Source organism: Acinetobacter sp. WU_MDCI_Abxb74 (assembly GCF_025513915.1).
Classification (GTDB): domain Bacteria; phylum Pseudomonadota; class Gammaproteobacteria; order Pseudomonadales; family Moraxellaceae; genus Acinetobacter; species Acinetobacter calcoaceticus_C.
The window spans coordinates 1-21520 of the sequence record NZ_JAHPRP010000019.1; the positions used below are offsets into that span (position 1 = coordinate 1).

General features: G+C 40.0%; 24 protein-coding genes. 13 read left to right on the forward strand and 11 right to left on the reverse strand.

Going from position 1 to position 21520, the window contains the following annotated elements:
• Positions 1–176: 176 nt before the first annotated feature.
• The 4 genes from KTH84_RS18650 to KTH84_RS18665 all read left to right on the forward strand — a co-directional run bounded on the left by KTH84_RS18650 (position 177) and on the right by KTH84_RS18665 (position 2950).
• The gene (locus KTH84_RS18650; RefSeq protein ID WP_133971694.1) at positions 177–572 is read left to right on the forward strand and encodes a DUF2007 domain-containing protein; all 396 of its coding nucleotides are present in this window, start codon (positions 177–179) and stop codon (positions 570–572) included.
• Positions 573–722: 150 nt separating this feature from the next.
• Positions 723–1067: a GFA family protein gene (locus KTH84_RS18655; protein WP_262474719.1), complete on the forward strand. Its 345-nt coding sequence runs from the start codon at positions 723–725 to the stop codon at positions 1065–1067.
• Positions 1068–1086: 19 nt separating this feature from the next.
• Positions 1087–1650, forward strand: coding sequence for a DUF4256 domain-containing protein (locus KTH84_RS18660; RefSeq protein ID WP_202743938.1), 564 nt, complete (start codon positions 1087–1089; stop codon positions 1648–1650).
• Between the two features lie 136 nt (positions 1651–1786).
• Positions 1787–2950 (forward strand): acyl-CoA dehydrogenase family protein, encoded by a 1164-nt coding sequence (locus tag KTH84_RS18665; RefSeq protein WP_262474721.1) that lies wholly within the window; start codon positions 1787–1789, stop codon positions 2948–2950.
• Between the two features lie 60 nt (positions 2951–3010).
• On the opposite strand, the gene KTH84_RS18670 is transcribed toward KTH84_RS18665, so the two are convergent.
• A complete protein-coding gene (locus KTH84_RS18670) occupies positions 3011–3508 on the reverse strand; it encodes a GNAT family N-acetyltransferase (protein WP_262474723.1) in 498 nt (165 codons plus the stop codon).
• Positions 3505–4104, reverse strand: a complete 600-nt coding sequence (locus KTH84_RS18675; RefSeq protein ID WP_262474725.1) for a TetR/AcrR family transcriptional regulator — start codon at positions 4102–4104, stop codon at positions 3505–3507. Before KTH84_RS18675 ends, KTH84_RS18670 begins: the two co-directional genes overlap by 4 nt.
• 186 nt (positions 4105–4290) lie before the next feature.
• Here KTH84_RS18675 and KTH84_RS18680 point away from each other — a divergent pair, with 186 nt between their 5' ends.
• Genes KTH84_RS18680 through KTH84_RS18705 form a run of 6 tightly spaced genes read left to right on the forward strand, consistent with a single transcriptional unit; the run spans position 4291 to position 12623 of the window.
• Entirely contained in the window at positions 4291–6096 is a 1806-nt protein-coding gene (locus tag KTH84_RS18680; protein WP_262474727.1) for an acyclic terpene utilization AtuA family protein, read from the forward strand.
• Between the two features lie 20 nt (positions 6097–6116).
• Positions 6117–7001: an SDR family oxidoreductase gene (locus KTH84_RS18685; RefSeq protein ID WP_202743933.1), complete on the forward strand. Its 885-nt coding sequence runs from the start codon at positions 6117–6119 to the stop codon at positions 6999–7001.
• Positions 7002–7003: 2 nt separating this feature from the next.
• On the forward strand, positions 7004–8617 hold the full coding sequence (locus KTH84_RS18690; RefSeq protein ID WP_202743932.1) for an acyl-CoA carboxylase subunit beta: 1614 nt from the start codon (positions 7004–7006) through the stop codon (positions 8615–8617).
• A gap of 42 nt (positions 8618–8659) precedes the next feature.
• Positions 8660–9817 (forward strand): acyl-CoA dehydrogenase family protein, encoded by a 1158-nt coding sequence (locus KTH84_RS18695; protein WP_202743931.1) that lies wholly within the window; start codon positions 8660–8662, stop codon positions 9815–9817.
• Between the two features lie 10 nt (positions 9818–9827).
• Positions 9828–10664 carry an enoyl-CoA hydratase/isomerase family protein gene (locus tag KTH84_RS18700; protein ID WP_262474730.1) on the forward strand — a complete coding sequence of 279 codons (837 nt, stop codon included), beginning with the start codon at positions 9828–9830 and terminating at the stop codon, positions 10662–10664.
• Between the two features lie 18 nt (positions 10665–10682).
• Complete coding sequence (locus KTH84_RS18705; protein ID WP_262474731.1) at positions 10683–12623, forward strand: acetyl/propionyl/methylcrotonyl-CoA carboxylase subunit alpha; 1941 nt, start codon at positions 10683–10685, stop codon at positions 12621–12623.
• Positions 12624–12675: 52 nt separating this feature from the next.
• Here KTH84_RS18705 and KTH84_RS18710 read toward each other — a convergent pair whose 3' ends face one another.
• The 5 genes from KTH84_RS18710 to rplM form a co-directional block, all read right to left on the reverse strand.
• Positions 12676–13335 carry a hypothetical protein gene (locus tag KTH84_RS18710; RefSeq protein WP_042898320.1) on the reverse strand — a complete coding sequence of 220 codons (660 nt, stop codon included), beginning with the start codon at positions 13333–13335 and terminating at the stop codon, positions 12676–12678.
• 17 nt (positions 13336–13352) lie between these two features.
• A complete protein-coding gene (locus KTH84_RS18715; protein WP_133971713.1) occupies positions 13353–13787 on the reverse strand; it encodes a ClpXP protease specificity-enhancing factor in 435 nt (144 codons plus the stop codon).
• 6 nt (positions 13788–13793) lie between these two features.
• Positions 13794–14447, reverse strand: coding sequence for a glutathione S-transferase N-terminal domain-containing protein (locus KTH84_RS18720; protein ID WP_075431053.1), 654 nt, complete (start codon positions 14445–14447; stop codon positions 13794–13796).
• Between the two features lie 174 nt (positions 14448–14621).
• Positions 14622–15008 (reverse strand): 30S ribosomal protein S9, encoded by a 387-nt coding sequence (rpsI, locus tag KTH84_RS18725; RefSeq protein ID WP_002048725.1) that lies wholly within the window; start codon positions 15006–15008, stop codon positions 14622–14624.
• A gap of 12 nt (positions 15009–15020) precedes the next feature.
• Positions 15021–15449, reverse strand: coding sequence for a 50S ribosomal protein L13 (gene rplM / locus KTH84_RS18730; RefSeq protein ID WP_003656097.1), 429 nt, complete (start codon positions 15447–15449; stop codon positions 15021–15023).
• Positions 15450–15622: 173 nt separating this feature from the next.
• Here rplM and pdxA point away from each other — a divergent pair, with 173 nt between their 5' ends.
• The 3 genes from pdxA to KTH84_RS18745 are packed head-to-tail and all read left to right on the forward strand — an operon-like array spanning position 15623 to position 18285.
• The gene (gene pdxA, locus KTH84_RS18735) at positions 15623–16606 is read left to right on the forward strand and encodes a 4-hydroxythreonine-4-phosphate dehydrogenase PdxA (protein WP_262474733.1); all 984 of its coding nucleotides are present in this window, start codon (positions 15623–15625) and stop codon (positions 16604–16606) included.
• 23 nt (positions 16607–16629) lie between these two features.
• A complete protein-coding gene (gene rsmA, locus KTH84_RS18740) occupies positions 16630–17442 on the forward strand; it encodes a 16S rRNA (adenine(1518)-N(6)/adenine(1519)-N(6))-dimethyltransferase RsmA (RefSeq protein ID WP_262474734.1) in 813 nt (270 codons plus the stop codon).
• Complete coding sequence (locus tag KTH84_RS18745) at positions 17443–18285, forward strand: symmetrical bis(5'-nucleosyl)-tetraphosphatase (RefSeq protein WP_262474736.1); 843 nt, start codon at positions 17443–17445, stop codon at positions 18283–18285.
• 91 nt (positions 18286–18376) lie between these two features.
• Here the strand turns inward: KTH84_RS18745 and KTH84_RS18750 are convergent, their stop codons facing one another.
• The 4 genes from KTH84_RS18750 to hflX form a co-directional block, all read right to left on the reverse strand.
• Complete coding sequence (locus KTH84_RS18750) at positions 18377–18820, reverse strand: DUF2147 domain-containing protein (protein WP_133976143.1); 444 nt, start codon at positions 18818–18820, stop codon at positions 18377–18379.
• 82 nt (positions 18821–18902) lie between these two features.
• Complete coding sequence (locus tag KTH84_RS18755; RefSeq protein WP_042898325.1) at positions 18903–19577, reverse strand: LrgB family protein; 675 nt, start codon at positions 19575–19577, stop codon at positions 18903–18905.
• 10 nt (positions 19578–19587) lie between these two features.
• Positions 19588–19959 carry a hypothetical protein gene (locus tag KTH84_RS18760; RefSeq protein ID WP_042898326.1) on the reverse strand — a complete coding sequence of 124 codons (372 nt, stop codon included), beginning with the start codon at positions 19957–19959 and terminating at the stop codon, positions 19588–19590.
• Between the two features lie 33 nt (positions 19960–19992).
• The gene (hflX, locus tag KTH84_RS18765; RefSeq protein WP_262474739.1) at positions 19993–21336 is read right to left on the reverse strand and encodes a ribosome rescue GTPase HflX; all 1344 of its coding nucleotides are present in this window, start codon (positions 21334–21336) and stop codon (positions 19993–19995) included.
• Positions 21337–21520 lie beyond the last annotated feature (184 nt).

A 21520-nucleotide genomic window follows, 5' to 3' on the forward strand; every position in this document is an offset into this window, starting at 1 on the left:
TTCCCATGTGAGAGTAAGTCATCGCCAGCTCATTATTCTAAAACACCCTCAACTGATGTTGGGGGTGTTTTTTTATGTGAAAATTAATCTAAAAATATAGGTAAGATTATAAATATAATTCAATTTATGATGAAATAGGATGAGTCTAAACTTATTTGTAAAATTTAAAATCTACTATGCAATGGATCTTGGTTGAAACATTCTCATTTTCTTATGAGGCGCAAATTGCAAAAACTCAATTAGAGGCTTTTGGAATTCCTGCACGTATTGAAAATGAACATACTATTAATATGGATTGGTTTTATTCCAATGCTTTAGGTGGGGTTCGTCTATTAGTCTCACAAAACTATGTTGATGAAGCAAAGTCTCTTCTTGAAAAGGATTTTAGTAATGAACTGGAACGAAAGTTTGGAGAGAATAAAGAGTGCTGCCCTAATTGTGGAGCTCAAGATATAGAAGCTTATACACAAGGGAAAAAATCAGCTTTTCTAGCGTTCATGTTCTTAGGGGTACCTTTGTTCTCTTTTAAAAATGGTAATAGATGTAAACGGTGTCAATATTTTTGGAACTAATTGTAAGGTACTAAAATATTATATTTATTCATTCTTTTAATTTATATGGCTATGTAATAAAGAAGCAATTAAACTCTACAAAGTGATAAAAAAATGAATTATTAGAAAGGGTATTATAAAAGTTATAAAGAATTATAAAAGGAAAAGAATATGGAATATAAGGGAAGTTGTCATTGTGGCCAGATTAAATTTGTAGCAGAAGGCGAGTTGTCAGAGGTTTTATCTTGCAATTGTTCCATATGTCAAAAGAAAGGTTCTTTACTTTGGTTCTTACCAAGTAAGCAAGTTAACATAACTTTAGAAACTCCCGAAATTTTAGCGAATTACACCTTTAATAAGCATGTGATTAATCATCATTTCTGTAAAATTTGTGGTATTCATCCTTATGCTCAAGGTACAGATGCAGAAGGTAATTCTATCTTTGCTATTAATGTTCGATGCATAGATGACATAGATTTAAAAAAAATAAATGATTTTGATGGGCGTTCAACTTAATAAATATAAGGATTTTCCAGTGGTAACTAAAAAGCAATTAGCTCCAAAGCAAATAGAAACACTGATTGAGTTACTAAAAGATAGATTTGAAAAGAATTCACATCGTCATAAAGAAATAGATTGGACTCATGTACAAGCTAAACTAATTCAATCGCCGAACAAACTGTGGTCATTGCAAGAAATGGAAAATACGGGAGGAGAGCCTGATGTAGTGGCTTATGACCAACAGAGTGATGAATATTTGTTTATAGATTGCTCTCCTGAGACACCAAAAGGCCGTAGAAGTCTTTGTTATGATCATGAAGCTTTAAAGTCTAGAAAAGATCACCCGCCTAAAAATAGTGCAATAGAAGTAGCTAGAGAAATGGGAGCCGAACTTCTAACAGAAGAACAATATCATCAATTACAAAAGTTAAGCGAGTTTGATCTTAAAACATCAAGTTGGCTTGCAACTCCAGATGAGATTCGACGATTAGATGGAGCACTTTTCGCTGATCGGCGTTATGGCCGTGTTTTTGTTTATCATAATGGGGCACAATCATACTATGCAGTTCGTGGATTTCGCTGCTGTTTAAGAGTTTGATCTTAAATTTGAATACAAAAGAATTTTATTTGATGTTTTCTGCCAAGAAATTGGAGGTTCTTGCAACTTTTGATTGATAGTAAACATGACAAGATATGCTCTGGAATTAAATAAAAACATCAGGACCTCTCTAAAAATGCAACCCAACCCAATTTACTATAATGAACAACACATTGCTTTTGCTGATAATGTTCGTCGATTTGTACAAAAAGAAATGGCACCTTTCGTTAATGAGTGGGATGAAGCTGAGACATTCCCGAGAGAACTATACAAAAAAGCTGCTGAGATTGGTTTATTAGGATTAGGGTTTTCTGAAGAATATGGTGGTATTCCAGATGCTGATCCATTCTATTCATTGCTGGCTGGTATTGAGATGGCAAAGGCCGGTTCAGGTGGGGTTCATATTTCGTTGATGGTGCATACGATTGGTGCACCACCAATTCAGCATTTTGGTAGTGAAGAGTTAAAGGCAAAAGTTCTCCCAAATATTATTTCCGGCGAAAAAATTTCTGCCTTAGCAATTACTGAACCAGAAGGTGGTTCAGATGTTGCTGCATTACAAACTAAAGCTGTTCGCGATGGTGATTATTATATTGTTTCTGGTGAGAAGACATTTATCACATCGGGAATTCGTGCAGATTACTATACCGTTGCAGTGCGTACAGACCCGACTAAATCTGGTGCTGAAGGCATTTCAATGTTGTTAATTGATGCACATAGTAAAGGAATTACTAAAACGCCTTTAAAGAAAATGGGATGGTGGGCTTCAGATACAGCACATTTGCATTTTGACCAAGTTAAAGTGCCTGCATCAAATCTTCTTGGTAAAGAAAATGCTGGTTTTAAAGTAATTATGAATAACTTTAATATGGAGCGTTTTTTCTTAGGTGTGGTGGCTTATGGCTATGCCTTAGTGTGTTATGAAGAGGCTTTAGATTGGGCCCAGCAACGTAAAACATTTGGTAAGCGATTAATTGATCATCAAGTAGTCCGTCATAAGTTGGTGGATATGGCAACACAATTGACTTCAACGCGCGCTTTACTTGAAGAAACTGCTTGGAAAATGACTCAACCAAAGTTACAGGGGCCAGAGCTTGTAGCTCAAATTTCAATGCTTAAAAATGTTGCTACACGCACGATGCAATTTTGTGCAGATGCAGCTGTGCAAACATTGGGTGGTATGGGCTTTATGCGTGGAACTAAATCTGAACGTATTTACCGTGAAGTGAAGGTCAATATGATTGGTGGTGGCGCTGAAGAAATTATGAAAGATTTGATTAGCAAGCAATTGGGTTATTAAGTCTATTTATAAGGTGGCTTTTAATAAGCTGCCTTATCTCATTCTTACCTCATATAGATATTATGAGATTTCATTCCATGTTTCGTTTAAAATTGCCCAACGTTCATGATCTTTCCACTCTTTTCCACCTACTCGAAGATATTGTCGAGAAAAGCCCTCTTTGATAAAGCCTGCATTGGCAATAAGACGAATTGAGGCAATGTTTTCAGGTTGTATATTTGCTTCTAATCTATGTAAGTTTAGTTTTTCGAATGCTTCACTCAGTAATAATTTCAGGCCTGCTTTCATATATCCTTGACGTTGATAGGGATGAAATACTTCATAACCTAAATAAGCCGAGTGAAAATAACCTCTGATAATGTTAGAAATATTAAATGTTCCTACAATTGCATGGTCTTTCTCTAGACAAACGAAATAGCGATGTTCTTGTGCTAGGTAGTGTTGAAAGTCGGCTGGTGGATAAGCCCAAGGTTGATGCAATTGCACACTATTTTCATATGCTATTTTAACTTCTGCTAGGTCATCCATTTGAGATTTACGTAAATACACTGAACTCATTTCAATGCCATCTCCCAAACCATTTCAGTTAATTCCTCAATTTTGACCTTTCCTTCAGATTTATACCAAGTCACTGTCCATGAAATCGCACCACCAACTAATCGGCGCCAAATAAAGGCATCATGCTTTATCTTGCCCTTTGTGCGTAATTTTTCAATAACATCTAACCAAATTTGTTCATACTCATTACGCATTTTCAAAAGGTAATCTTGTTTTTCTTTTGAAAGGGCAAACCATTCATATACCAAAACAGCCATCGCAGCACCTGTATCTCCAGTAATTGAGATAAGCTCTGCTTTAATGAGAGCCCGTAACTGTTGCTCTGGATCTGGAGATTGGGTTACGGCATCCTTTAAACGGGCAAGATTATAAGTGATGGTTTGTTCCATCACATGGGCAAGGATGTCATCTTTACTTTTGAAGTGATGGAATAAACTCCCCGATTGAATTCCAATAAATTGAGCCAGTTCACGCACAGTCGTTTTGTCATAGCCTTGCTTATGAAATAGGTACGCTGCACCTTGTAATAAACGGCCCCGTGGGCTGTCATCAAAGCAAGAGATATTTGGAATATGTTCAATTGAAGTAGCAATCATGCGTGCAGTTTGACCCTTTAAATAAAAATGAATACTAAAAAATTTTGCTAAATCTCAACATTTTTTAGGGCTTATGTCGAGTTTGGAAGATTTAGTCACCATCAAGATAACATTTTGCTCTTTACAAACCAAGCGCTTGCTTGGTAGTGTTGAGTGTAATTTTTAAACAGAACAATGAGAAATAAGATGGCAAATAATCAGAAGGATGATGAGCGTGTCGTAAAAATAGGTTGCGCCTCTGGATTTTGGGGCGATACCAATACAGCAGCTTTCCAATTAGTGCATTTAACTGATATTGATTATTTGGTTTTTGATTATTTGTCAGAAATTACGATGTCGATTATGGCAAAAGCGAAAATGGTAGAGCCGAAACATGGCTATGCTTTGGACTTTGTTAGTCGAGTAATGGCTCCTCTGATTAAAAAAATTGCAGAAAAAAAGATTAAGGTGATTAGTAATGCTGGTGGGGTAAATCCGCTTGCTTGTCGGGATGCCTTACAAAAAATAATTAGTGAATATGGTTTAAACCTGAAAGTTGCTGTGGTTTTAGGTGATGATCTTTTAGCAAAGCAAGAACAGTTCAAACAACAAAATATTCAAGAAATGTTTAGCAGCCAGCCTTTGCCTGATCAGGTGGCGAGTAGTAATGCTTATTTAGGTGCTGTGGCCATTCGTGATGCTTTAAATTTAGGCGCAGATATTGTGATTACGGGTCGTGTTGTAGATTCGGCTGTGGTTCTTGCACCTTTGCTTCATGAATACCAGTGGTCTTTAGAGGATTATGACAAATTGGCGCAAGGCTCATTGGCAGGACACGTGATTGAATGTGGCGCTCAATGTACAGGCGGTAATTTTACTGATTGGCGCTTAGTGCAAGGCTTCGACAATATGGGTTTTCCAGTGGTTGAAGTCAGTGAGGACGGCTCATTTGTGGTCACTAAACCACAAGGTACAGGTGGTCTAGTTTCTACCGCCACAGTTGCAGAACAAATCGTATATGAAATTGGCAATCCACAAGCCTATTTATTACCAGATGTGATTGCTGATTTTAGTCAGGTGCGGCTAGAACAAGTCGGTGAGCATCGAGTGCATGTGACTGGTGCAACAGGGCAAGCACCTACAGCACAATATAAAGTGAGTGCAACTTATCCTGATGGCTATCGGGTTTTAGTCAGTTTTCTAATCGCAGGGCGTGAAGCACCACAAAAAGCGCAAGTCATTGCGGATGCCATTTTAACTAAATGTGAGCGTGTGCTGGCCATGCGTTCAGTACCTCCTTTTAGTGAAAATTCTGTTGAAATTTTAGGCATAGAAAGTACGTATGGAGCACATGCCCAAGCATTAAATAGCCGCGAAGTTGTAGTGAAAATAGCTGTAAAGCACATGTTTAAAGAAGCGTGTATGTTCTTTGCATCTGAAATTGCACAGGCTTCAACAGGAATGGCTCCAGCTTTGGCTGGTATTGTTGGCGGTCGGCCTAAAGCATCTCCAGTGATTAAACTATTTTCATTTTTAATTGATAAAAATCAGGTCAATGTCGAAGTCGATTTTGATGGGCAGCGCTATCCAGTTGAGGTTTCTCAAGGTTTTTCTAGAGAGCAAATTAATACATTAGAAGCTGGTGAAAGTTCAATTTATCAGGGAGATGAAATAGAAGTCCCTTTAATTGAAATTGCACATGCTCGTAGTGGTGATAAAGGCAATCATAGCAATATTGGGGTGATCGCCCGTAAAGCAGAATACTTACCTTGGGTTCGTGCAGCACTCACAGAGCAAGCTGTTACAAGCTATATGCAACATGTTTTGGATGCTGAGAAAGGAAGAGTGATTCGTTATGAGTTACCGGGTTTAAATGCGTTGAATTTTATGATGGAAAATGCCTTAGGGGGCGGTGGTGTGGCAAGCCTGCGTATTGACCCACAAGGCAAAGCATTTGCTCAACAATTATTGGATATGCCTGTAAAAGTTCCGGCAAATCTTTTAGAAAAATAAAATGAATGGATGAAATAAAGATGAGTTATCAATCAATTTTTAGACCTGATGCCTTTACCAATAAAGTCATTATTGTGACCGGTGGTGGTTCAGGAATTGGTCGCTGTACTGCACATGAGCTTGCCGCGTTAGGGGCTCAAGTCGTAATTACAGGACGCAAAATTGAAAAACTGGAAAAAGTAAGCCAAGAAATTACAGAAGATGGCGGACTCGTTCATTTTGTTGTGTGTGATAACCGAGAAGAAGAACAAGTGAAGAACATGATTGCTGAAGTGATTGAGAAGTTCGGCAAACTTGATGGTTTAGTTAATAACGCGGGCGGTCAGTTTCCTTCCGCATTAGAAAATATCTCTGCGAACGGCTTTGATGCAGTCGTGCGTAATAATCTGCATTCAACTTTCTATTTAATGCGTGAAGCTTATAACCAATGGATGGCAAAATATGGTGGCAGTATTGTCAACATGACTGCCGATATGTGGGGCGGCATGCCAGGAATGGGGCATTCAGGTGCTGCACGTTCGGGGGTTGATAACTTAACCAAAACAGCATCGGTCGAGTGGGGCAAATCTGGTGTTCGAGTGAATGCTGTAGCACCGGGTTGGATCGTTTCATCTGGAATGGACAATTATAGCGGTGATTTTGCCAAGGTGATTATTCCAAGTCTTGCTGGCAATGTGCCTTTAAAGCGTATGGGAACGGAGTCGGAAGTCTCATCAGCAATTTGCTATTTGTTATCTGATGCTGCGGCTTTTGTCTCCGGTGTGACCTTACGTATTGATGGTGCCGCATCGCAGGGAACCCGAATGTATCCGCTAAGCGATGCGACAAATAGCGAATCTTATAACGGTTTCCACCGTGCATTTATCCCTGAAATTTTTAAAAAAGATAAGACTGAGGGAGAATGATAATGACCATTCTCCAATCCGAAATTGCTGCTGGTAGCGAACAATATCAAAAAAATAAAGATGCTCTACTTGCTCAGTTGAGAGACATTCGTACAATTCAGCAAAAAAGTATTGATAAATCTTACGCTGCCAAACCAAAGTTCGATAAAAAAGGTAAAATTTTACCCCATGAGCGTGTGCGATTATTACTAGATGCCGATTCTCCTTTCATCGAACTTTGTGGTTTAGTTGGCTACAACATGCATGATGATAAAGACGGATCGGAAGCGGGTGGCGGGGTGATTGCTGGCATTGGTTTTGTGAGTGGTGTGCGTTGCCTCGTCTCTGCAAGTAATAGTGCAATTAAGGGGGGCACCATGTCACCCATGGGTGTACAGAAAACCTTACGTTTGCAAAAAATTGCCTTAGAACAAAAACTTCCGTTGATTACGCTAACCGAAAGTGGTGGCGCTAACTTAAATTATGCGGCAGAAGTATTTACCTACGGTGGTATGACCTTTGCCAATCAGGCACGTCTTTCAGCGGCAGGCATTCCGCAGCTTGCAGTTGTACATGGTAATGCAACTGCGGGTGGTGCTTATCAACCCGGTCTTTCGGATTATGTGATTGCGGTACGTAAACAAACCGAGATGTTACTTGCAGGTCCACCTTTACTTTTAGCTGCCACTGGCGAAGTGGCAACAGCTGAAGAGTTGGGCGGGGCAGAAATGCATGCGCAGGTTGCCGGAACCGCAGAATATTTGGCTGAAAATGATGCCGATGGGATTCGACTTGCACGTGAAATTTTTGAGCATTTGAACTGGAAAGAACAAATCAAACCAGTTGATGCGGTCTATAAAGAACCTCGTTACGATGCCGATGAATTATTAGGTGTTATCCCGAATGATCCTAAACAGCCATTTGATATGAAAGAGGTGGTTGCCCGAGTTGTTGATGATTCAGACTTTCTAGAATTTAAGCAGGAATATGATGATTTAACTGTTTGTGGCTGGGCAAAAATTGGCGGATTGCATATCGGTATTATCACCAATAATGGTCCGATTACTCCTCAAGGTGCGGCGAAAACAGCCCAGTTTATTCACCTGTGCGAACAGACGCAGCGCCCACTATTGTTTTTGCATAACACCACAGGTTTTATGGTGGGTACCGATGCAGAGCAAAACGGTATTATCAAACATGGTTCAAAATTAATTCAGGCTGTTGCCAATTGTACTGTGCCAAAAATTTCGATTGTGGTGGCTGGGTCATATGGGGCAGGAAACTACGCGATGTGTGGTCGAAGCTTATCACCCGATTTTATTTTTGCTTGGCCGAACTCGCATGTTGCCGTAATGGGTGCTGCTCAGGCTGGAAAAGTCTTACGTATTGTGGCCGAAGGTAAGCAAAAAGCATCTGGTCAGGAGCCTAATCCTCAAATGCTCGATTTTCTGGAGCAAAGTACAGCCATAAAATTGGAGCAGCAGTCTACCGCGCTTTTCAATACGGCTATGTTGCATGATGACGGCATTATTGACCCACGAGATACCCGAAAATTACTGATTTTCCTTTTACAAACCATTTATGAAGCACAGCAGCGGACATTGAATCCAAGCCGTTTTGGGGTGTCTCGCTTTTAAACAACTTTTACCGCAATTAAAAAAATTATCAGGAAGAATGTAATGAAATTTACTGCCGAACATGAAGCATTACGCCGTACAGCTCGTCAATTTGTTGAAAATGAGCTGAATCCGAATATTCCGGAATGGGAAGAGGCGGGCCGTTTCCCGATTCATGATGTATTTAAAAAGATGGGTGACCTTGGCTTATTAGGAATTTGTAAGCCTGAAGAAAATGGTGGTTTAGCTTTAGATTATTCTTATAACCTTGTGGTTGCTGAAGAAATTGGACGTGCGACGTGTGGTGGAGTGCCTTTAGCCATTGGCGTTCAAACCGATATGGCAACACCTGCTTTGGCACGTTTTGGCCATAAAGAATTACGTGATGAGTTTTTAACACCAGCGATTGCTGGTGAATACGTGGCATCTATTGCAGTGTCCGAAGTTCATGCAGGTTCTGATGTGGCAGCCATTAAAACTACAGCCAAAAAAGACGGCGATGATTATGTCATCAATGGCAGCAAAATGTGGATTACTAACTCATTGCAAGCAGACTTCTTCTGCTTGTTAGCAAATACTTCTGATGATAAACCACACGTTAATAAATCGATGATTATTGTGCCGGCAAAAACTAAAGGCATCAGTTTTTCAGAACCGCTCAATAAATTAGGAATGCGTTCAACCACCACAGCAGAAGTCTATTTAGATAACGTGCGTGTACCACAGCGTAATTTAGTCGGTGTTGAAGGCATGGGCTTTATGATGCAAATGATGCAATTTCAAGAAGAGCGTTTATGGGCATGTGCCAACTCCATTGGAGGGTTGGAAACGTTAATTCAAAAGACCATTGCCTATACTAAAGATCGTACTACTTTCGGTCAGCCACTCATCAATAATCAATATATCCATTTCCGCTTTGCTGAACTCATGACTGAAGTGGAAGCACTAAAAGCATTAACCTACCAAGCATGTGAGAAACACATTGCTGGTGAAGATGTCACGATGCTAGCTTCAATGGCAAAACTAAAATCAGGACGTTTAACCCGCGAAGTAGCAGATAGCTGTCTGCAATATTGGGGGGGGAATGGCTTTATGTGGGATAACCCAGCATCGCAGCTGTACCGTGATGGTCGCTTAGGGTCTATTGGTGGTGGAGCCGATGAGATTATGTTGGGGATTATTTGTAAGCTCATGGACATCTTGCCTAAAAAACAAAAATAAGGAGTAGGCAATGACACTTTCGGTTTCACTACAAACTTTAGCTATTGATGACAGCATTCAGTTAGAACAGGACGGTAGTATTTTATACCTCTGGTTAAATCGACCAGAGAGCCGTAATGCCATGAATTTGAATATGGTTAATGCTATTCAACAGGTCTTTACTGCTATTCAAGATGATCTTTCGATTCGTGCGGTCATCATCCGTGGTGAAGGAGGAACTTTCTGCGCTGGTGGTGACATTAAAGATATGGCTGCTTTACGCATTGAAGCGAGCAATGTCGGTAGCCTACAACCTTATGCTGATTTTAACCGCCGTTTTGGTGCCATGCTTGAGCAGATCGATGCTGCACCACAAACAGTTGTGGTGATTTTAGAAGGTGCGGTGTTGGGTGGTGGATTTGGTCTGGTATGTGTTTCCGATGTTGCCATTAGCCGTGACAATACACAGTTTGGATTACCTGAAACTGGGCTAGGAATAATCCCTGCGCAGATTGCTCCTTTTGTAGTGAAGCGTATTGGTCTAACTCAGGCTAGACGACTTGCTCTGTTGGGTATGCGTTTTGAAGGACATACGGCGCTCAGTGTCGGAGTAGTCCATCAGATTGCTCATAATGAAATAGAACTCGAGCAAGCCTTACAAGAAACAATCCAGCAAATTAAGCGTGCAGCACCACAAGCTTCGCGTGTGACTAAAGCATTACTACATCGAACACTTAATGAATCATTGAATCATTTGCTTGATGACGCAGCACAGCAGTTTGCTCAAGCGGTTGGTGGTGCTGAAGGGCAAGAGGGAACGATGGCTTTTATTCAAAAACGGTTGCCGAATTGGGCCGATGAGCAATAAAAGATAAGGATAAAAACAATGAAATTTTCAAAAGTACTAGTTGCCAATCGTGGTGAAATAGCAGTTCGGGTCATGCAAACTGCTAAGGCAATGGGCTATCAAACGGTGGCAGTTTATTCTGATGCGGACTGTAACGCTCGCCATGTACAAGAAGCTGATGAGGCAGTTTATATAGGAGCTTCTAAAGTATCTGAATCTTATCTTTCAATTACCAAAATTATAGAAGCCTGCAAAAAAACAGGTGCTGATGCTGTACACCCAGGTTATGGCTTTTTGTCAGAAAATACCGATTTTGCCCAAGCCTGTATCGATAACCAGATTGCTTTTATCGGTCCAACAGCTTCTGCAATTGAGTTGATGGGAAGTAAGCGACTTTCGAAAATTGCCATGATTGAAGCAGGGGTACCTTGCGTGCCTGGTTACGAGGGAGATCGTCAAGACCTTGAATATTTAGCGGTACAGGCAGAGCAGATTGGTTTTCCAATAATGGTGAAAGCTTCTGCTGGTGGTGGTGGCCGTGGTATGCGTTTGGTTCAGCAGTCTTCCGAGCTTGTAGAGGCTTTACAAACTGCACGTTCAGAAGCTGAAAATGCATTTGGTTCAGGTGAGCTGATTTTAGAAAAAGCAGTGATTGCGCCGCGTCACGTTGAAATTCAGGTTTTTGGTGATACGCATGGCAATTATGTGTATTTGTTCGAGCGTGATTGTTCGATTCAACGCCGTCACCAAAAGGTTGTAGAAGAAGCACCGTGTCCAGTCATGACTCCTGAACTACGTCAGCAAATGGGCGAAGCTGCTGTGGCGGCTGCCAAAGCATGTGCTTACGTAGGCGCGGGAACTGTTGAGTTCTTGCTTGATGCATCGGGTGAATTCTATTTTCTAGAAATGAATACTCGCTTGCAGGTTGAGCATCCGGTTACTGAACTTATTACAGGGTTAGATTTGGTTGAATGGCAATTGCGTGTCTCCAATGGTGAGCAGTTGCCATTGCAACAACATGAGTTGACTTTAAATGGACATGCAATTGAAGTCCGTTTGTATGCCGAAGACCCACGTCAAGATTTCTTGCCACAAACAGGTCAAGTTCTACGTTGGAAGCCTGCGAATTTACCTCATGTACGAATTGACCATGGCATGTTGGCAACAGATGAAGTTAGCCCTTTCTATGACCCGATGGTGGCAAAGGTAATTGCATACGGTAAAACCCGTGAAGATGCTATTCGTTTACTTGCTCGTGCTGTAGATGATTGTGTTTTGCTTGGTGTAAACAGCAATAAACAGTTCTTGGTTAATTTACTACGTCATCCAGTTGTTGTTGCTGGAGATACCAATACGGCATTTATTCAACAGCATTTTCAAGATGACAGCAGCTTACATTCTCAGGTTTTATCTTTAGAAACCTTGGCTATTGCCGCGGCATTATTTAGCCAAAGTAAAGGTACTGCGGTGTGGCAAACTGGACTTGGTGTTCCATTACCTCTAAAACTAAAATATGACGATCAGCAAATTCAGTTACAACTTTCATCTGAAAATAACGCGTTCACGGTACAGTTCTGTGATCAAACCATTTGTATTGAAATAATTGAAAAGACAGCTGAGCAAATGATTTATGTAGTTGAGGGTGTACGTCGCCGTGTTCAATATGTATTAGATGGCGATCAGCTTTATTTAGATCGAGACAATGGCAATATTACGATTCGCAATGTGACTTATGCTGCTCCAGAAACGGCTGATGTGGTTGGTGATGGTAAAATTCGTGCACCAATGGATGGTGCTGTGGTCAATATCTTAGTCAATAAAGGCGATTCGGTCGTGAAAGGGCAAACCTTATTGGTGCTTGAAGCTATGAAAATCCAGCAACAGATTAGATCTGATGTAGACGGGGTAGTCGAAGATATTTTAGGTCAACAAGGGCAACAAGTTAAAAAACGGCAAATGTTATTTAGTATTCTGATCTAATAAAAAAGCCACCTGTTATGGGTGGCTTTTAGTTGATTGCATAAACAAATTTTTAAGCAATGAATTGTGTATAAGCACAGTACAAATAGCCCAAAATTGCTAAAGCAACCACAGGGGCAATAATCTTTGACCATGTCGGTACAGAAATCTCAGCAGCTTGTTCTTCAATATGCAAGTCATCATGATGAGGTTGGGCTTGGTGAACCATTTGGTTGAACTCCTTCATTGTTGTATCCAATGATAGCTCTTCTTGTTCCACAGGTTTAGAACCAAGTAATTCTGTTAGATGGTTTGTTGACCAAACCCAATCTTCTGCCTGACCTGATAAATGTTCTACTTGACCTAAAATTAATTCTTTTAAGCCATTATGCCCAAAACCACCTGTTTCATCGAGCTGGTTAAGTTCTGCTAACTGCAAGGTTAAAATTTCAGAAATACTCTGTTCTAGTTCTGCATTTTTTAAAGCTGATTGATTATGCTTAGAAGTAGTTAAATGGCGAGCAACTTCCTGAATATAAAGTGGATCTGCCGCTTTAATTTCATGGTAAATTTTATTATCGTTCTGACGCCATAAACTAATCAGTTTTCCAAGCGTAAGAATATTCACTTCATCAATCAGCTTATTTTTTTCATTAACTGGATATTGATTTAAAAGCTGAGGCTTTTGAATTTTTATCTGCTCAGCAAAGTATTGGACTAAATCAAATGCCATGCTTTCTTCCTCTAAATTTAATCTAAAATTCTTAGTGATGGTTTTTTCTTGGTCGATGTTGATTCAGTTGTTTCTTCTACTTCTGACTCTACTGTATTTTCTACAGGTGCTACATTGGCATATTCTTCAGGATCAAAGAACAAACCTTGTCCATTTTCACGCGCATAAATACCTAAAACAGCTTGAATAGGGACATAGATATTTTTAGACGCGCCTCCAAAACGGGCAGAAAAAGTAACAGCTTCATTTGTAATAAGGAGTTGATGAACCGCATGAGGCACTATATTTAAAACAATTTGCCCATCTTTAACAAATTGCTGTGGCACATCGGTATGTGGCTGTGTCGCATCAACTAATAGATATGGAGTAAGCTGGTTATCACAAATCCATTCATAGATTGCACGAGCAAGATAAGGACGTGTAGGGGTTAAATCAATAGTTTGCTCAGACATATCATACTATTCCATATTTAATTGTTCATTGTAACGGTTTTTCTCTTGGGGCGTCATTGATTTAGCAAAAGAAGGTCGTTCAAAGATACGTTTACAATACAAAAGAATAGGTCGGCATTGCTGTTTTGGCAACTCGATTCCCATGCTATTAAGCCTGACGAAAATAGGGGCAAGCATACAATCTAAGATTGTAAAATTTTCAGACATAAAATAAGGAAAATGCTGAAATAAAGGAGTAAGTGAAATTAATGTTTCACGTAATTCTTTTTGAGCTTTTTGCTTTTGTTCGATATTTAAAGAATCTTCATGTTTTAACATGTGATCTGCTAGCTTAAACCAGTCGTTTTCGAGTCTCCATATATATTGACGTTGCTCTGCACGTAACATTGGAGCATCTGCGTAAAGTTTTCCTTGTCGATAACGGTCATCTAAATATTCAGCAATAATTGGCGCTGAAAATAATTTAAGATTTTGCTCGACCAACATAGGCAATTGGTTATAAGGATTTAAGCTCGCTAAATCTTCGTCTTCATGGTCAGTTACGATCAATTGATATTTGATTTGCTTTTCTGCTAATAAAAAACGAATCCAATGAGAACGGAAATCATCAGCATGACTGTAAAGGGTAATCCCCTGAATAGAGGTATTTTCGACCGACATATCACAAGACGACGTGGTTGAGTGAATCGATTAGGATACTAAAAATGCTGTAGGAAATCACGATTCTAAAGAGATACTTTGTTTATATTTATAAGTTTGCATTTTATTGTTCTATTTTCATAATAAAAAAGCCTTGGGAAAATCCAAGGCTTTTTGTCCAACTCGGTAAACGAATTAACGTTTAGAGAATTGAGGACGCTTACGAGCTTTACGTAAACCAAGTTTCTTACGTTCAACTTCACGAGCATCACGAGTAACGAAACCAGCTTGACGAAGAACAGGTTTTAAAGTTTCGTCAGCAGCGATAAGCGCACGAGTAATACCGTGACGGATCGCGCCAGCTTGACCACCAATACCACCACCTTTAACAGTGATGTAAAGGTCAAACTTTTCAGTAACTTCTAAAAGTTCTAAAGGTTGACGAACAACCATACGAGCAGTTTCACGACCGAAATATTGCTCTAAAGTACGGTTGTTAATAACGAGTTTGCCTGTACCAGCTGACAAGAAAACACGTGCAGTTGCGGTCTTACGGCGACCTGTACCATAATTAGTAGCCATGTGCTGTATCCCTTAGATGTCCAAAACTTGTGGCTGTTGAGCAGCATGCGGATGCTCAGTACCAGCGTACACTTTCATTTTTTTGATCATTGCATAACCAAGAGGACCTTTTGGTAACATGCCTTTAACTGCTTTTTCAAGAACAGCTTCAGGCTTGTGAGCAATTAACTTCTCGAAGTTAGTCTCACGGATACCACCAGGGAAACCAGTATGGCGATAATATTTCTTATCAAGTGCTTTTTTACCAGTCACTTGAACTTGTTCAGCATTAATCACAACGATGTAATCGCCAGTGTCAACGTGAGGAGTATAAGAAGTCTTGTGCTTACCGCGTAAACGACGAGCGATTTCAGTCGCAAGGCGACCTAAAGTTTTGCCAGAAGCATCAACAACATACCAGTCATGTTGAACTTCAGCTGGCTTAGCGCTGAGAGTTTTCATTAAACCACTACCTATTATAGTTGGTTTGGACTATGGAATCTGTCCAAACAAAAGGAGCGAGCATTCTAAACGAGTTTGTTCAAAGTCACAAGAAAAATCCAGTTTAAGCCATATAATTTAATCCATAAACTGATGAATGCGGGATATGTTAAAATCAAACAAATTTTCGTTATGTGTCTGGGGTGATTGTGCTGCCTTTATATGTCACTTCCGGTGAGCCGGCTGGTATTGGTCCAGATATTTGCTTGAGCTTAGCTAAGCGAGTTGATGAACGCCCACTTGTTATTTTGGGTGACCGAAATTTATTAGAACAACGTGCCCGAAAACTTGGGATAGATATTCAATTTTTAGAATATACGGGGCAAGCTGAATCGTCGTCTTCAGGTGAACTTTATATAGAGCATATACCTTTAGAAACGGTGGTTGTTGATGGGCAATTAAACTCAGCTAATGCGGCTTATGTATTAGAACAATTACGCCGTTCAGCTGATTATGCAATGTCTGGTAAAAGTGTGGGTGTAGCCACTGCTCCTGTGCAAAAGTCGGTCATTAATGATGCAGGTATTTTGTTTAGTGGCCACACTGAATATTATCAAGAATTTGCAGGGGTAGAGCGCGTCGTCATGATGCTTGCAACCAAAACTTTGCGTGTTGCCTTAGCGACTACACATTTGCCCTTAAGAGATGTTGCCGATGCAATTACTAAAGAGCGTTTGCATCAGGTCATTGGTATTTTAATACATGATTTAAAAACTAAATTTAAAATTACAGATCCGCGCATATTAGTGTGTGGCTTAAATCCTCATGCGGGTGAAGATGGCTATTTGGGACGCGAAGAGATTGAGACCATTAATCCGGTGCTCGAAACTTATCGGGCGCAAGGAATTAAAATGAGTCTAAGCTTGCCTGCTGATACCTTATTTACCCCTGAGCATCTTAAAAATGCCGATGCTGTACTTGCCATGTACCATGATCAAGGTCTACCTGTGTTAAAATCACAAGGGTTTGGTGAGGCCATCAATATTACATTGGGTTTGCCGTTCATCCGAACTTCGGTCGATCATGGCACGGCATTGTCTTTGGCCGGGACCGGTTTGGCAAAAAGCTCAAGTTTAAATGTCGCTGTCGATTTAGCTTTATCTTTGGCAGCGAGCTAAATTTTTCATGTTGGAAATGTTCTATGTATCAAATTAATGCCCTAAACCCGAAAGATGAAGGGCATAAAGCTCGTAAACGTTTTGGTCAAAACTTCTTACATGATCAGCGAGTCATTGCCAAAATCGTGCGCTCGGTGAATCCGCGTGCAGGTGAAAATGTTGTCGAAATTGGACCTGGTTTGGCTGCTTTAACTTCTCCTTTAATTGGAGAGTGTGATGCATTAACAGTTGTTGAGCTAGATCGTGATTTAGCTGCAGGCTTACCAGAACGCGTTCCACATCCTGAACGTTTAACGATTATAGAAGCTGATGCATTAAAATATGATTTTAGCGAACTGGTAAAAGATGGTCGACCATTACGTGTGGTTGGTAATTTACCTTATAACATTTCAACCCCATTACTTTTTCATCTCTTGGAATTTGGCAGTAAAGTTAAAGACATGCACTTTATGCTCCAAAAAGAGGTGGTTGACCGTATTACTGCCGAACCAAACACAAAAGAATATGGGCGCTTGTCGGTAATGATTCAGTATTATTGCCAACCTACCTTTTTATTTGAAGTGCCAGCTGGTGCATTTAACCCACCCCCTAAAGTAACGAGTGCTGTTTTCCGCCTTGTTCCATATGAACAAAAACCAATTGTTGCAAAAGATGAAAAAGCTTTAGCTCGCTTAGTTGGTCATGTATTTACCCAACGCCGTAAAACACTAAGAAATAGCCTTAAAGGTATGATCGCTGAAGATGGCTTTGAAAAAGCAGGCGTTGATCCGATGGCTCGCCCAGAAACTTTAACATTGACTCAATTTGTTGCTTTAGCCGATCAAATGGTGACATAAATGACTAAACGTTTTAATTATGTGATTGGCGATGTACAAGGGTGTTTCGAAGCTCTGAAAGCCTTACTTAAAGAAATACGTTTTGATCCAGACCAAGATTTTTTATGGTTTGCGGGTGATTTGGTCGCTCGTGGCGAAAACTCAGTGGGTGCCTTACGTTTTGTTAAAAAACTTGCTGATCGTGGCGCTGCCGCAACGGTTCTTGGAAATCATGATCTGACTTTAATTGCTGGCGCGCGTGGTTTAAAAGAGATTAAAGAAAAAGATCGCACGCAGGATGTTATTGATGCAATTGATGGCGATGAGTTAATTGACTGGTTGCGTAAACAGCCATTATGTTTATTTCCAAACGAGCACACAATTCTTACTCATGCAGGCATACCTTGTATTTGGGATGCACAAAAAACTGCTACTTTGGCAAAAGAAGTTGAAGCGGTACTCGCAAACGAAGATTTAACTGTATTGGATGCTTTTTTAGCAGAAATGTATGGCTCAAAACCAGATTTGTGGGAAGACAACTTAACGGGTTCTGCGCGGTTACGTTGTATTACCAATTATTTGACCCGCATGCGTTTAACCAATGCAGAAGGGGCTTTAGAGTTCAGTTTTAAAGATGCTCTGGATGCGCCAATGCCAGAAGGCTATTTACCTTGGTTCGAATTTTCAAGTAAAGCTGCTCAGACTCATCAGATTATTTTTGGTCATTGGGCTGCGCTAGAAGGTAGAAGTATTAATGAGCAAACCCAGAATATTGATGGCGGCTGTGTTTGGGGCCGAAAATTAATGGCTTATCGCCTTGAAGATAAAGAAATCTTTGCTGTCGAAAATCCTGTGCAAGTATAGGGAAAGCAATGCTTTTCACGAGCGCAAGATGAGGGTTGTACCTAAGTTAAAATAAAAAAGCCGCATAAGCGGCTTTTTTTATTTTTAAATTTTATTCTAAGCGTAACCAAATTTGGTTTCGGCCTAATGCTGAAACGCCAAGATATCCACGCATATGAAGACGTTTACCAGTTGCGCTAAGTTTTGCTTTAAGCCCATAAACTTTGCCCGTATTCGGATCTAAAATTTTCCCACCTGTATAATTAAGCTCATCTGTCTTTTTTAAGCCAGTTGCAATATCCAAACCTAAAATAGGTTTATTGGTATATGGCGCAGGGCAGTTATCACAAATTTCTTTAGGCGTATAACCTGGACGTGGTGTAACTTTGATAATCTTTCCAGCATATGTCCCATTTGCTTCTTTTCGTATTTCTACCTGTGCTTTGGGCGCACCAGTCTTATCATCAATCGTTTGCCAAAGACCTGTAATGTCTGCTGCAAATGTAGCAGTATTAATCCCCAGTAAGAGCAAAGCTCCAATAAAAATTTTCCCCATCATTAAAAATCCTTTTAACATTGAAAGGTCATCTTATTTCGAATTTATATACCGTTCAATGTTTATTTAATAGACTTATTAATTATGGTGTTCCGAGTGACAACATTAATGTAGGTAGCCAAATTGCAGTAAATACGCCGTTCAAAGCCATACCAAATGCAGCGTAGCGACCCGCAACTGGTCCGCGCTGCCAAGCTTGAGCTGTTCCTATGGCATGCGCAGCTAAACCTAAGGCTAAGCCTGATGCTCTTTCATCATGAATATGCTTAAGTAAAAATGGTGAAAATGCCGCTCCAATAACACCAGATAAAATAACAATAAGGGTCACCAGCGTTTCAGGAGCATGCAATAACGTTGCGATATTTAGGGCAATTGGGGTAGTTACTGCACGTGTTGCAAATGCAAGAATGGTAGGTTCCGACATATGCAACAAATAAGCGAGGCCCATAGGCAAAGCAACCGCGCTTATACTTGCAAAAAGTAAAATACCAATCACTGATTTAATTGGAAGGTCATCGTAACGCATTGCAGCTAAAGGAATGGCTAAGGCTACAGTCACATACCCCAATAAATGGCTAAATAACTCATTTACATAAAGACGATATTGTTCATAAGGGACTTGTAAAACTGAAAGTAACCCAATCACAATGAACATGCCGAAAACTAAAAGTGGAACTTGTGGAAAACGTCGGTTCAAAGGTTTTGCACACAGATAACCAATTAATGTGATTAAAAAACCATAGAAAATCGTAAACATTTTATTCTCCTTATAGCCAACGTTTTGCCATTTTTGCATAGACCCACAAAGGTATAAGGGTACTGACCACTAAAACAAAAAGGAATAATGGAATTTCTTTACCCATATGCACCAACATAATTAAGGAGCCAGCACAAACGGGTAAAAAAGCAAATCCACTTTCTTTCATAATTTTATTATTGGTATCGACTATCCGAAGAGGGATTTTTTTGAACTTTCTCCAGAGAATCAAAATAGTGAGTAAGCTGATTAAGCCGACCAGATTACCTAATTCTGGATGACCAAAAGCACGCATGACGATGACAGAGCCTTCACGAAAACCAATAATGAGCAGTAAAGTTACTACCCATGCTGTCCAGTCTATACTTCTGATCTTATCCATATTTTTTATCTCTAAAAGTTTACTTATCAAGTTTTAACTGATCTGACCCTTGATTTCAAACTCTTCCAAGGGACGGCTAAATTGACTAGCACGTTCTCCCAAGATTTCTTCCAAGGGCAGTTTTGCTTGGCGAATAAGCTTTTCTAGCTTATGTGGTGCAATCTTCACATCAATATGTAATAAGCCTGCATCATCATAATGTTCAGACTCAATCACATTTAAGGCATAAAGTTGGGTGCGAAATTTGCCATAAGCCGGTTTAAGAGTCAGTGAAAAATGTTGAATTTGGCCCATTAAACATTCTTGTACTGCTTGTTGAAGTAATTCTAGACCAAGGCCAGCATGAGCTGAAACATAAACTCGATCTGGGACATGTGGCTCGGCATAAATAATTTTGGCCTCTTCACCACTCAGGTCAATTTTGTTGTACACCCGAAGTACTGGAGCATCTGCACCAATTTCTTTTAATACACCTTCAACTGCTTCAATTTGATCAAGCATGTCGTGGCTATTACTATCAATTACATGCAATAAAAGTGTGGCTTCTAGTGTTTCTTCAAGTGTTGCCTTGAATGATTCAACCAAATCATGCTGTAAGTTTCGTACAAAACCTACTGTATCTGCTAACACGACAGTACCGATACCATCCCATTCTAAACGGCGTAATGTCGGATCGAGTGTCGCAAAGAGTTGGTCGGCTGCGTAGACATCACTTTTCGCTAAAATATTAAATAGAGTTGATTTTCCAGCATTGGTATAACCAACGAGTGACACAGTTGGAATGGCTGCCTTTTGTCTTGCAGCACGCCCTTGTATACGGGTTTGATGTACTTTTTCTAATTTATCTTTTAATTGGGCAATACGGACACGAATGAGGCGACGATCTGTTTCCAGTTGTGTTTCACCAGGACCACGTAAGCCAATACCACCTTTTTGCTGTTCAAAGTCGGCAGACCAACCACGAATAAGACGCGTAGATAAATGCTTAAGCTGAGCAAGTTCGACTTGTAATTTACCTTCATGCGTACGAGCACGCAGCGCAAAAATATCTAAAATTAATCCTGTACGGTCAATAACTCGGCATTTTAATATTCTTTCTAAATTTCGTTCTTGAGCGGGTGACAAGGCATGGTCAAAAATCACCAGACTTGCTTCTAATTCCTGAACTCGCTCGGCAATTTCTTCGACTTTTCCTGAGCCAATAAAAAATTTAGGATTGGGCTTATTTCGCTGAACTTTAATATGTTCAAGGATATCTGCACCAGCAGACTGTGCAAGTAGAGCAAACTCTTCGGCATCCAGATCATCTAATAATTGTACAGAAACACTCACTAAAATTGTGCGTTCACCGCCTTGATGCCGATCAACATATTCCACGTGGCTATAAATCCTGAAAATGGGAAAACTTTATTCTAGATGAAACTTAAGCAAAAGGGGAAAGCGTTTGTTCTTATCCTTTAGATTAGTTAAATGTAATTAGAGATGTTTGAATTTATTTTATTTCCCGTTCTCTATCATCAATGCAAGTTTATTCTGAAACGTATAGAATGCTCGAGATGGG

Coding starts and splice junctions, on each gene's coding strand:
- KTH84_RS18650 (WP_133971694.1), top strand. CDS start 177: ATGCAATGGATCTTGGTTGAAACATTCTCATTTTCTTATGAGGCGCAA.
- KTH84_RS18655 (WP_262474719.1), top strand. CDS start 723: ATGGAATATAAGGGAAGTTGTCATTGTGGCCAGATTAAATTTGTAGCA.
- KTH84_RS18665 (WP_262474721.1), top strand. CDS start 1,787: ATGCAACCCAACCCAATTTACTATAATGAACAACACATTGCTTTTGCT.
- KTH84_RS18670 (WP_262474723.1), bottom strand. CDS start 3,508: ATGAGTTCAGTGTATTTACGTAAATCTCAAATGGATGACCTAGCAGAA.
- KTH84_RS18675 (WP_262474725.1), bottom strand. CDS start 4,104: ATGATTGCTACTTCAATTGAACATATTCCAAATATCTCTTGCTTTGAT.
- KTH84_RS18680 (WP_262474727.1), top strand. CDS start 4,291: ATGGCAAATAATCAGAAGGATGATGAGCGTGTCGTAAAAATAGGTTGC.
- KTH84_RS18685 (WP_202743933.1), top strand. CDS start 6,117: ATGAGTTATCAATCAATTTTTAGACCTGATGCCTTTACCAATAAAGTC.
- KTH84_RS18690 (WP_202743932.1), top strand. CDS start 7,004: ATGACCATTCTCCAATCCGAAATTGCTGCTGGTAGCGAACAATATCAA.
- KTH84_RS18695 (WP_202743931.1), top strand. CDS start 8,660: ATGAAATTTACTGCCGAACATGAAGCATTACGCCGTACAGCTCGTCAA.
- KTH84_RS18700 (WP_262474730.1), top strand. CDS start 9,828: ATGACACTTTCGGTTTCACTACAAACTTTAGCTATTGATGACAGCATT.
- KTH84_RS18705 (WP_262474731.1), top strand. CDS start 10,683: ATGAAATTTTCAAAAGTACTAGTTGCCAATCGTGGTGAAATAGCAGTT.
- KTH84_RS18710 (WP_042898320.1), bottom strand. CDS start 13,335: ATGGCATTTGATTTAGTCCAATACTTTGCTGAGCAGATAAAAATTCAA.
- KTH84_RS18715 (WP_133971713.1), bottom strand. CDS start 13,787: ATGTCTGAGCAAACTATTGATTTAACCCCTACACGTCCTTATCTTGCT.
- KTH84_RS18720 (WP_075431053.1), bottom strand. CDS start 14,447: ATGTCGGTCGAAAATACCTCTATTCAGGGGATTACCCTTTACAGTCAT.
- rpsI (WP_002048725.1), bottom strand. CDS start 15,008: ATGGCTACTAATTATGGTACAGGTCGCCGTAAGACCGCAACTGCACGT.
- rplM (WP_003656097.1), bottom strand. CDS start 15,449: ATGAAAACTCTCAGCGCTAAGCCAGCTGAAGTTCAACATGACTGGTAT.
- rsmA (WP_262474734.1), top strand. CDS start 16,630: ATGTATCAAATTAATGCCCTAAACCCGAAAGATGAAGGGCATAAAGCT.
- KTH84_RS18745 (WP_262474736.1), top strand. CDS start 17,443: ATGACTAAACGTTTTAATTATGTGATTGGCGATGTACAAGGGTGTTTC.
- KTH84_RS18750 (WP_133976143.1), bottom strand. CDS start 18,820: ATGGGGAAAATTTTTATTGGAGCTTTGCTCTTACTGGGGATTAATACT.
- KTH84_RS18755 (WP_042898325.1), bottom strand. CDS start 19,577: ATGTTTACGATTTTCTATGGTTTTTTAATCACATTAATTGGTTATCTG.
- KTH84_RS18760 (WP_042898326.1), bottom strand. CDS start 19,959: ATGGATAAGATCAGAAGTATAGACTGGACAGCATGGGTAGTAACTTTA.